Genomic DNA, 11,243 nt, shown 5'->3' with positions numbered 1-11,243 from the left:
CAAAGTTGAGTAAGAGAGGTAGTAGCGATTTGTTGATTTAACCATACACACAAAGATAAGAAATGGTGCCCGTGGCACTTGCGTTTTCGTTTCATTCCGCCTGCTTCTATAGCTAATTGATTAAGTGTAGCGGGAGACATATATCGATATAGCTCTTCGGCAAATAAAGATAACTCTTGTTTTTGATGCATATTCATAAAAAGCACGTCACCCTTTCTCATTAACATAAGAAAATAGTAACGTGCTTTTAACTTCAAAAATAGTCTAAATCCTTAAGTTGATGGATGTGGGGTAGCACCACATGCCCATCAACTTAAGGTATATTTTTATACAAAATGCGGTCTTTCCATATAGCTTTTTATTATCTTTTATAGATTTTATAAAAGTGGGCATATCAAATAAACCCTGACAGGCTTCAATTTTTTACTATGCTACATGATGAGTAGAAGTGGTATAATCATACACAACACCCAAAATATCAAAGACTGTCTTTTTCTCATATCGATGAGATTTTCGTCCGTTGTGCTGTAGGAGGTTAAACAGACGAAGGAGAACCTTTGATAATTCTTGGGTGTTTTTGTGTAATGCTTGGTAAAAAAGTAAAAAATAATCCTTAATTATGTACATCGCTTTATATTCACTTAGCTCTTTCTGTTTCTTCCGTAACAGGAGTTCTCGCATTTTAAACATAGTAGAAGAACATAATAGAATACTAATGAGTTGCCCATAAAGGTGACATTCTAATCGTTCTTGTTTAATAGATTTACAACGATGAATTTGAAACCAAGATTTCCATATTTTAAATAACAGCTCAATTTGCCAACGCAGTGAATATAGATCATAAATTTTCTCTTTTGGTACCCATTCCGTAGGAATGTTTGTCATATATACCGTAATACCTTGTAAAAGCTTCGTACGCTCTGTATAAGTAATTCCTTTTTTCTTTTCGCGAATAGCTCGGTCACGTAGGCGTTTCTGTTTTTGCTCCTCGGTACATCTATAAACCACAATGCGAGTAGGTAGTTTGTCTTTACTCCCTACATAAACATCATGTAATTCATACACTTGGCCAGGTTGTAATTGTGTCATGATGTCTTCCAAATGAATTTGTATATATACCGGTCTCAATTGAGTGGGCTTTGTTTTAAATACAACTGTTTCGAACTTTTTTCTGTATATTTTAGTTGGTAACTTAAGACGTGATAAATAATATCCTTGCTTGTCTTGAATAGACTTAAAGTCTTGTAGACGAAAATATCCTAAGTCACGAATATATAGTTCATTCTTTTGTGCCATGCCTGTTCGAGTCGCACTATATGCCTGATCACTTCGTTTTCCTGGTTCAATTTCCACATCAGAAAATTCCCCACTCAACAAGTCATACTCTAGTTGAATTTGCACACCAGCTTTATGACTGCATCCTCCGGCACCAGGATAAGTAGTTGCGAATCGATCTGGAACTTGGAAGGTTGTAGAATCAAGGATGCGAATGCGCTCAAAGTAAGCTGAAAGAGAATGAGAAATCTTAGATAAACCTCCAATTTTAGCTTGTAGAAGTGTAGTAAATACAGTGCGAAAGAAGGCTACAGAATCCGAATTAAATCGTCGATTAAGTCCCTCCGGACTTAATAAAATTCCTGTTGAGGTTTCTAACTGACTACAAAGTTGAGTAAGAGAGGTAGTAGCGATTTGTTGATTTAACCATACACACAAAGATAAGAAATGGTGCCCATGGCACTTACGTTTTCGTTTCATCCCGCCTGCTTCTATAGCTAATTGATTAAGTGTAGCGGGAGACATATATCGATATAACTCTTCGGCAAATAAAGATAACTCTTGTTTTTGGTGGATATTCATAAAAAGTACGTCACCCTTTCTCATTAATATAAGAGAATAGTAACGTGCTTTTAACTCCAAAAATAGTCTATATACGGATTTGGAATAAAGTCACGAAGTTTAAAAAAGACGTGTTGTTTTAATAAGGTGCAACGCTTTTGCTCGAGATTACTTATCTAGAGCTTGTTTTATTGAACTAACAGGGCAGGTTACTTCAATAAAAAGAGGGGTTTTAGTGACAAAAGCTAATTCTTATTGCTATAAACAATTATATAGGGGAGTATTTACATTGATAAATTTTTTTAAATATAACTGGCAAGTAAGAGACGAATGGTTTGAATGGTGTAATCAACTATCAAATGAAGAGTTGATAAAAGAGCGAACTGGAGGAGTAGGAAGTATTTTATATACCCTTTTTCACATTATTGATGTTGAATATAGTTGGGTTCGTGGTATTCAAGGCAAAGAAGACATAGTAGTTGAATTTGCTGATTATGATACACTTGAAAGGGTTAAATCTCTTTCAGATAGATTCCGGAATGAAATAGCTGAATTTCTCAAAAAAAATTTAGATGAATTAAAAGAGAAAGCTGTATGTGTTGCTTGGGATGAAGATAAATATACTGTTGAGGAAATATTACATCATATAATTGCTCATGAGATTCACCACATTGGTCAACTCTCTGTTTGGTCAAGAGAAATAGAACTCAACCCTGTACCTGCTAACTTTATTGGAAGAAAGTTTAAATCCATTCATTCTTATTAAACTAAATGGTGCGTTAGTGGTATAAGGAAAATTAAATTAATCAGACTTTTTTATGAAAAACAGTTCTGGAAAATAAAAGAGAGCCATCGTTTTGTTCAATTACTGTTTAAAACAATGGCTTTTTATATGCATTGAAATTATGGGTTTAGAATGATTTTTTAACCAAACTTTATTTTAAACCAGCACAAAATCCTTAAGTTGATGGATGTGGGGTAGCACCACATCGCCATCAAGCTAAAATTTTATAGCATCCCCAGAACGAAATTTTGTACTATCTTGTAATAAAATGCTCATTTTTTCGTTTTGAGGTATTTGCGTTTCTTAGTCTGATAGTGATGGGGTGGGCCCCCACACAGTACGATTTTATTTCAAAAACACAACGATTTTACTACACACTTTTTATTTATCCCAAACTCTCATCTGCTAGTATTACTATTTTTCATTACTAATGTTGCCGTTTCACTCGGATGGCTAAGAGGAAAATGATGGCCATATGGAACAAAATCAACCTTACCAAGATGCGATGGAGCAGAATAACCTCTGTCATAATCCCCCCAAATAATGTGAAGATTATACTTTGTTACTTCATTGAAATCACCTTGATCGTTTTTCAGTAGTAAACTGTTAAGCTGAACCGTAGTATTTAAAATTCTAGGAGAAGTAAAACTGCTCCTTATTTTTTCAATATAATGTTCAGGGATACTCTCTATACTTTCAAACAAACCATTACTTAATAAATATCGCTCTATGAAATTAGTAGTTGCCAGTTTTAATGTCCATTTGTTCATAAATTGAGGAACATTTAGCAATTTAGCATTTTTTTTAACAACAGGTGGCTGAAGTAAAGTGATTGAATACTTCTTATCTATGTACTCTTGTACCAATGCTTCCAGAAGAATAAATGCACCGAATGAATGACCAATTAGATGTGCACCATTCGTAGCTTTCTCCAATAACTTTTTCACTACATTCAAATAGATATCTAGAAGATTTTTCTCTCGTTTAAAAGGAGAACGTCCCAAACCTGGAAGATCCAAGATCCATACAGGTTGACCAGTTTTTTCATGAAGCTCTTGTGCTAAAGGAAATAAATCCTCTCCATCACTCAATAAACCATGTAATAAAATAAACGGTTTACCCTCTCCTTGTAATTGGTAAAGGGTAGTGTTATCGCATAATGTTCGTTTAAATAAATGATTATGCTGGCCATTTTGATCTATCATTCGATAATCCAGATCAGCTACTACGGCAGGGAGAAATTTCATTACACTCGTCTTCTTAAACCAATCCCCTCCCATAATTTTTTTCGCTGAAACATTTGAAAATTTTCGTTTTGTAATAAAATTCAGTCCATCAGAAGGAATTTTTGTTATTTTACTTACTCCACTATTCATAATTGCTTTCATAAGTGGCATTGGGACAGAGATTTTTGGTGCCCTCATATTCATACTTTCTGACATAATACTTAATAACTCAGCAATGTTCTGATCGTGCTGTTTGTCTTCAACAAGTCTATATGTTTGAATAGTCGGTTGCTCTAATCTGAAAACCTGCACAATAAACTTCGCAAGCTCATCGTTTGAAATAAGTGGTAACCTATATCCCTTACCTCCAGGAATCATTGGCATGAGCCCTCTTCGCATACTCATCACAAGCAAACCTAATCCTGCTATCTGCTCTGTACTCCCTGTTTTACTACTACCGACTACAGTTGGCGGATTAATTACAGAAAGCGGATAACCTACTGCTGATGCCTGCTGACGGATATAAAGATCTGCTAAAAATTTTGTTCTCTCATATGGATTTTTTATTTTCAAATAATTATTTCCTTCTTGAAACACATCAATTGCAATCTTGCTATTTTTATCATTAAAGGGACTCATATAACCTACAACATGAATAAATTGTTGCAAGCCCTTCAATTGATGAATACTTTTAGCTAAGTCACTAATATGTTTGGCACCATGTAAAAATACGGAAGCTGCCTCTTTACTTGTCGCTTGAATATCCATGGGGCCTCCTGCGTGAATAATCACATCCGTTTTCAATACCCTCTCCTTATCTTCAGCACTTAGATCTAAATCTATTTTCGTCAAATCACCTTCAATAAAGTGCATAACTTCCTTTTTTAAGTTTCCTCTTTCTTGAAAAAGGCGTATTGCTTTACTTTTCGACCTTACTAAAAGAAGAATTTTAACATCCTCTTTGGCTAATTCTTTCACTAATTGCTGTCCAATAAAGCCTGTTCCACCAGTTAAAAATACTGTTCTCATATAAAATCCCCCTTTTAGTACTAATCAGTACTAATTTGATTTTAAAAAAATGCTTCTTTTATCGAAGCAATTTTAAAAAATGATCTGCTGTTTTCGTGATTACAGTTGCATCCTTCAATGTTTCTGAAATAAATAACGCTCCTTCAAGATTTGTAATAAAAAGTGATGCAACCTCATCAATATGAATCGTATTTCTAAATTCTCCATTCTCTACCCCTTGTTTAAGTAATAGAGAAACTTTCTTTTGTAATCCTGTAAAAAAAAGACCTATTTTTTCTTTTATTTGCGTGGCCTGTTTAGGACTTTGAATATAAAGAGTAATAAATGGACAGCTCCCCTTATACTCTCTCGACTGAACTCCTTGTGATAATTGCTTTAAAAACAGTTGGATACGATCTTCAACTAAAAATTGGTTCTGAGAAAGTACGTCATCAATTGCAGATTGATACATTTCAATCCAATAATCAACGACCGCTTCTAATAATACTTCCTTATTAGAAAAGTGATAATACACATTAGACTTTGAAACTTTGCTTACACGTACTAATTCATCCATACTTGTATAAGCAAACCCTTTTTCTAAAAATAATGTTGCAGCTACTTCAATCACACGTTTTTGATTCATTAATTTTACCTTTGTCATAACTAGAACTATATAGTACTAATTTAAATATTACAAGTATTTATGTTAATTTAGAAAAAAGTTTGTTTAAAAAAGTTCCACTAACATTGACTGCAAAAAAAATCTTATTTTGAATAAAGTTGAACTGAACCCCGAAATTGTTAATTCACTATCGTCTAATAGAGGTCACCATACATACCCATCAACTTAAGAAAAAGAAATGCCCCCTTATTCAAGTTGCCTAGCCAAAAAATCACGTTTTAATAGACTTCTTTAGCATGCCTATCTTTCTATAAATTACCAGATATGAAACAAGGATCGTTTCATATCTAGTAATTTACTTGATTAGCTTGATGGGTATGGAGCAGTGCCCCTATAAACAAAACCCTCCAGAAACATCTAAAATCTGCCCTGTTATCCAGCGGCTATCAGCAGAAGCAAGGAATGCTACTGCATCTGCAATATCTTCAACTTGCCCTATTCGTTCGAACACAGATGAATTCGTAGCAAAATTTCGTATTTCCGGATCATCTAGCAATTTCGCATTTATATCTGTCTTCGTATATCCAGGCATAATTGTATTCACTGTTATACCTCTTTCTCCAAGATGTTTAGCTAGAGGAAGTGTCATCGTATTTAGTGCACCTTTACTTAAACCGTATGCAATGGACCCTGTAAAACCAAGTCTTACTTCCGCTGATGAAATGTTAATAACGCGCCCTTCTACTCGTAGTAACGGTAATGTTTGCTGAATTAAAAAGAATGGCGCCTTAATATTTACGGCCATAATTTCATCAAAAATTTCTTCTGTCGTATTTTCAATCGTCCCTTGTGTACCTATCCCTGCATTGTTTACTAAAATATCAATCTCTGATGTACCAACTCTTATTTGTAATTCATTCTTCAATTGTTCTACTAACTGTTTGACACCATCCATTGAATTGAGTTCTGCTTCAATTAAGAATGCTTTTCCTCCATTAGATTCAATCTCACTAATTGTTTCATCTGCAGCTGCCTTATTTCGGCCGTAGTGAATCGCAACTAATGCACCGTCGTTTGCCAATCTCATCGCAATCGCACGACCAATTCCTCGACTCGCCCCTGTTACTAACGCTACTTTCCCATCAAGATTCTTCATATATTTCCAACCTTCCTAAATTCCCTTTTGATAAATCCTATACTTATATTTTCATGCAAAAACCAAACATTTTAAATACAGATTTATAGGTAATTTAGTTCGTTCACTTATGATATTATAGTTATAATTTGTGATTCACTTTAGAAAATAAAATAAGGAGGCTACACAATGCAAAACACAGTAAAACTGGATGAAATCGATCATAAGATTATGAACTTGTTGTATGAAAATGCGAGAATTTCTGTTTCAGAAATAGGACGGATTATATCCATGACGCAACCTGCTGTAAAGGAGCGTATGAATAAACTTGAAGATCAAGGAGTTATAGCGGCTTACCGAACGAAATTTGAGCCTTCCAAAATTAATAAAAGCATTCAAGCATTCATCATGTTTAAAACGAGCCAATGCTCTGATTTCATCCAATATTGTAATGCCGCTCCTGAAGTAACTGATTTATATCGAATTAGCGGGGAATTTAATTATATGATGAAGGTCATGAGCGATTCGATGGATTCCCTCGCTGCGTTTTTAGACTCGTTAATGCAATTCGGATTATCATCTCCTTTAATTGTTTTAAAGAGTGAGTTCGAGGAGAAATTGTCATTCTAATAAAGGGATACGTATTATTATCCTCACTAACAGTAAAATTTTCTCTTTCTTGAGAAAAACCAACAAAATCAATGACTAGCAAACAAAAAAGAACATTGATTTTTCAATGTTCTTTTTATATCTCTACTTATTAATTCGATTGCTATTCGAAAAAAGCACCTTAATCCCTTACCCTTGATTCCTCTGTGTCTCCCTAAACTCCTCCTTCACCTTCTCTAACAACCCTTCTTCTGTAATTAATCGATACGCTGTATTCGCTAATGCTTTTGCCGATGTAATTAATGCTTTATCTCCTAGTTCTGAACGTGCTGCTTCTCTAAATTCATTCGTATGCGCAATTAAGTCATCTGGACCAATTTTAATGTACGGATGAATTGTCGGCACAACTTGGCTGACGTTTCCTGCGTCGGTTGAACCAATCCCTACTCTTTCTTTACGATTTACATCTTCACCTAATAGTTCTAGTTCTTCCGCTACGATATCGTTATATGTTTTTGTTACGAGTAATTCATCGATTTCATTTTGGAATTGATGGATTTTTACTTTTGCACCTGTTGCTAACGCTGCTCCCTCAGCAATGTTTCTTACTTTTTCTGTTACTTCCGCGCATCTTTTTCGCGTTGCTGCACGGATGAAGAACCTAGCCGCGGCATAGTCAGGAATAATGTTAGGTGCTTTTCCGCCTTCTGTAATGACGCCATGAATTCTCACGTCTGCCGGAAGTTGTTGGCGAAGTGCGTTTATACCGTTATAGAGCTGAATAACCGCATCTAATGCATTAATCCCTTCTTCCGGCGAAGCTGCAGCGTGAGCTGTTTTTCCGTAAAAATGAAAATCAAGTGGATCGACTGCTAGTGAAGGACTCGTTGTTGCTGTTTTTCCGCTCGGATGAATCATAAGCGCCGCATCAATGTCTTTAAATAAACCTGCCTTTACATAACTTGATTTCGCGCTACCATTTGGCCCACCTTCTTCTGCTGGTGTACCAAACACGACAACTTCCCCGCCAATTTCTTCAAGTGTTTCTGATAATGCAATTGCTGCTGCAACGCTAATTGTGCCAATTAAATTGTGACCACACGCATGACCGAGTCCTGGTAAAGCGTCGTACTCCGCTAAAAATGCAATTGCCGGTCCTTGCTTTCCAGAACTTTTTCGCGCAATAAACCCCGTTTCATGTCCAGCTATATTGTGCTGCAACTGAAATCCTGCACTGCCTAGCAATAAACTTAACGTCCTAGATGCGTAAAACTCTTGGTTACCAATCTCTGGATTCGCATGAATATCATGACTTGTTTCTATGTACTTTTCCTTATTTCTTTCGATACTCTCTTCAATTGTTTTTCTTTGTGACGTTACTCCTGTCGCTCCCATTGTTCTTCCTCCTTTTATTTTCACGTAAAAAAGCCTCTTTCTAAAAGATAGAAAGAGGCTTCTGTATATACAGTCAAAATGAGCTTCTTTCTTATCTTTCAAGTTACCTTGCTGGAATTGGCACAGTATTCATAACGAATCCGCTGCCGAGGTATCATAGGGCCAGTCCCTCCACCTCTCGTGATAAGAATTTTCATAAAATTATATTAAATTATTTTTTATTCTAAGTTCATTCCAAGTAAAAGTCAAGGAATTCCTATCCGAATTTACCGAATATCTAAAAATCCTTTTAATACACCAATTGTCTCAGGTGCTTGCAGTCTTGCACATACGTACGGAAATTCCGTACTACCTTCAAATATCATTTGAGATGTAAGCGGTGCGCCTGCCCAGAAGATTTCATCATCAATTACTAAGAATGGGAATGCTTTATTTTGTCTTTGTAACTTTACATTTTTCAGCGGAACTGGTCCATCACTATAAACTGTTATTTGTGCATTTGTACGCATTAACGCTTGCCATACTCGTTTATCTACTTGTTTCGTACTTGGCAGTGAAATAATAATTTTTCGTTTTGCGGCTAAAATATCTTTTAATAGCCCTTTCGGCTCTTCAAGATTCATTTCCATAAACCAGCGTAAACGTTTCGAAATTTTCCGTTCCCACAATTGTCTTGATGTCGTGCGATCATACACATCTCCGTGACGTTCTATATGAGCTGTTAATTGTGATAACGCTTGTTTTCTAGAAAGATTTTTACGCATATAATGGCAATCTGATAATTGAATGAACTTCCCTCTCGCCCTTGTCACTGCTACATTGACGAGGCGATGATTTTTATGGTCAAAGAATAACACGCCAGGTCGTTCTTGCGGATAACTGTCAACCGTATCAAAGATCATCATATCTCTTTCAGAACCTTGAAACTTATGAACTGTCGCCGCTAAAACTGGTATGTTTTGATATTTCGTTCTCTGCAACATTTCTCTAATATACGTCGATAAAAAGCGTGACTGCGCCCTGTAAGGTGTCACAACACCAATCGACTGAACACCGTCTAACAATCCGATTAACATCATTTGCATCGCTACTAAACCAGACATAATGTTAAAACGGGAACCAGAAGCAGCATCTTTTAACGAAAAAGCTCCCATTTGGCTCGTATCAAATAAAACACTCGCTTCATTTGCGAACGGCTGCAATTGCGCAAGTTCTTTACGCTCTGAAACAGACGGATGATCGTATACTCTATTTTTATAAATAAACGAATTCGTAAACTTCGATATATCCGCATGCATACGTCTTTGTTCCTGCAACATAAATAGGTTTGGGTGTGCTTCTGATTTATTAACAGACTCAACAATCCCAGCATGGTAAAACATATCTTCCCCAAGCCATTTGCGAACGAGTTCATGGTTCGCCATCGCAATTGGAGGTAACTGTAAAAAGTCACCGCAAACGACGATACGTTTCCCAAGTGAAGCAGCTAATGCGATTTGCGGAACGAACGCCATACTCACTTCATCTACGACAACTAAATCGAATGTACGCTCATAAATAAGTGAATCAATGGCACATTTCGATAAAGTTGCACCAATTACTTTCGCATTTTCAATATATTCTTTTTCTACTTCTTTAATTTTCGCCTTTTGCTTTCGAAGCTCACTTTCAATCTCTTGTATACGCTTCTTATCAGCAGATGTTGCTTTATACGATAAGATTTTTTCACGAAGATCTTGGCGTGTCTCTTCTAAGTAGAGTCTTTCCTCACCCCATGATCCGTTCGTCGTTTCAACTAATTTCGATGCAAGTAACGTTTCATGATTTCGTATATGTTCATGCTGACTATAACCGTAACGAACAATTTCGCCAGGCGTCCATTTCTTTTTCTTTTCAATTTGCTTCGTTACTTCACTCATTAATACGTCTACTGCCGCGTTACTATGAGCTAACACAAGTACCGATTTTCCTTTTTGATAATGAGCCGAAATAATACGTGATAAATTGTAAGACTTCCCTGTTCCAGGTGGTCCCCATACGTACGTTGTCGGATTGTAAAATGCGCGATATGCCAGTTCATTTTTCGGATTTTTCATCTTCTCAATATGTTTCGGACTGCTCGTCCCATCAACGAGACGCTTTATACGATTACGTTTTAGCTTATCTTTACGTGCTTCTTTCAATCGCTCTTGCAGTTGCTCTAAAAGTTGCCACGGTTCACTGTATAAAACCGCTTCTCTTATTTCACCTTGTATATAATCATTTAATTTCAGTTCTATTTCTAATCCATGTACAGATAATACTTCTCCTGTCGCTTCCTCACCATCGAACTCAATTCGAATTGGTGAACCTTCAGGTAAGCTTACTTCCGAAATAAGCTGAAATACATACACTGTATTCTCATAATCTGTATATAAAAAACGACCGTTCATGATAGAAATTTTACTACCACCTATCGTTTTCCAATGTTTAATTTCATATGCTAATGCATAATGCCACTCTTTCATCGTTTCTGATAATGAAGGAGTTTGAGTAGGTGTATTCATCGTATAATCTCCTTCCTTCTCCCCAAACATACTTTCTCACTATACCATACAACACGCTAAAATTTGTAAGGTTTTTATC

Annotated in this window: 8 protein-coding genes, 1 pseudogene and 1 riboswitch; of the genes and pseudogenes, 2 read left to right on the top strand and 7 right to left on the bottom strand. The window is 36.0% G+C overall.

Translation table 11 applies throughout. From position 1 onward, the window contains the following. Both BM089_RS18135 and BM089_RS18130 read right to left on the bottom strand, forming a co-directional pair. Positions 1-197: pseudogene (locus BM089_RS18135) on the bottom strand (IS4 family transposase); the annotation flags it as partial. Positions 198-426: 229 nt separating this feature from the next. After that, on the bottom strand, positions 427-1,857 hold the full coding sequence (locus BM089_RS18130; RefSeq protein ID WP_139213281.1) for an IS4 family transposase: 1,431 nt from the start codon (positions 1,855-1,857) through the stop codon (positions 427-429). A 268-nt stretch (positions 1,858-2,125) separates the two neighbouring features. Here BM089_RS18130 and BM089_RS18125 point away from each other — a divergent pair, with 268 nt between their 5' ends. Continuing rightward, positions 2,126-2,602, top strand: coding sequence for a DinB family protein (locus BM089_RS18125; protein WP_033667686.1), 477 nt, complete (start codon positions 2,126-2,128; stop codon positions 2,600-2,602). A 416-nt stretch (positions 2,603-3,018) separates the two neighbouring features. Here the strand turns inward: BM089_RS18125 and BM089_RS18120 are convergent, their stop codons facing one another. The 3 genes from BM089_RS18120 to BM089_RS18110 all read right to left on the bottom strand — a co-directional run bounded on the left by BM089_RS18120 (position 3,019) and on the right by BM089_RS18110 (position 6,635). Continuing rightward, a complete protein-coding gene (locus tag BM089_RS18120) occupies positions 3,019-4,875 on the bottom strand; it encodes an alpha/beta fold hydrolase (RefSeq protein ID WP_090977614.1) in 1,857 nt (618 codons plus the stop codon). A 58-nt stretch (positions 4,876-4,933) separates the two neighbouring features. Beyond that, a complete protein-coding gene (locus BM089_RS18115) occupies positions 4,934-5,500 on the bottom strand; it encodes a TetR/AcrR family transcriptional regulator (RefSeq protein ID WP_001072309.1) in 567 nt (188 codons plus the stop codon). Between the two features lie 370 nt (positions 5,501-5,870). Beyond that, positions 5,871-6,635, bottom strand: coding sequence for an SDR family oxidoreductase (locus tag BM089_RS18110; RefSeq protein ID WP_065229047.1), 765 nt, complete (start codon positions 6,633-6,635; stop codon positions 5,871-5,873). A 168-nt stretch (positions 6,636-6,803) separates the two neighbouring features. Here BM089_RS18110 and BM089_RS18105 point away from each other — a divergent pair, with 168 nt between their 5' ends. Beyond that, positions 6,804-7,244 carry an Lrp/AsnC family transcriptional regulator gene (locus BM089_RS18105; protein ID WP_001181724.1) on the top strand — a complete coding sequence of 147 codons (441 nt, stop codon included), beginning with the start codon at positions 6,804-6,806 and terminating at the stop codon, positions 7,242-7,244. Between the two features lie 168 nt (positions 7,245-7,412). On the opposite strand, the gene BM089_RS18100 is transcribed toward BM089_RS18105, so the two are convergent. Together BM089_RS18100 and BM089_RS18095 are read right to left on the bottom strand one after the other, a co-directional pair. Next, complete coding sequence (locus BM089_RS18100; protein WP_072938982.1) at positions 7,413-8,618, bottom strand: M20 family metallopeptidase; 1,206 nt, start codon at positions 8,616-8,618, stop codon at positions 7,413-7,415. A gap of 88 nt (positions 8,619-8,706) precedes the next feature. Beyond that, positions 8,707-8,808: riboswitch (SAM riboswitch) on the bottom strand. A gap of 76 nt (positions 8,809-8,884) precedes the next feature. Further along, positions 8,885-11,194, bottom strand: a complete 2,310-nt coding sequence (locus BM089_RS18095) for an AAA domain-containing protein (protein WP_002094077.1) — start codon at positions 11,192-11,194, stop codon at positions 8,885-8,887. Between the last annotated feature and the right edge of the window lie 49 nt (positions 11,195-11,243).

Source organism: Bacillus sp. 5mfcol3.1 (genome assembly GCF_900114335.1).
GTDB lineage: Bacteria > Bacillota > Bacilli > Bacillales > Bacillaceae_G > Bacillus_A > Bacillus_A thuringiensis_S.
The sequence above is the reverse complement of the archived record's forward strand: the minus strand, read 5'-3'. Positions and strand labels throughout refer to the sequence as shown.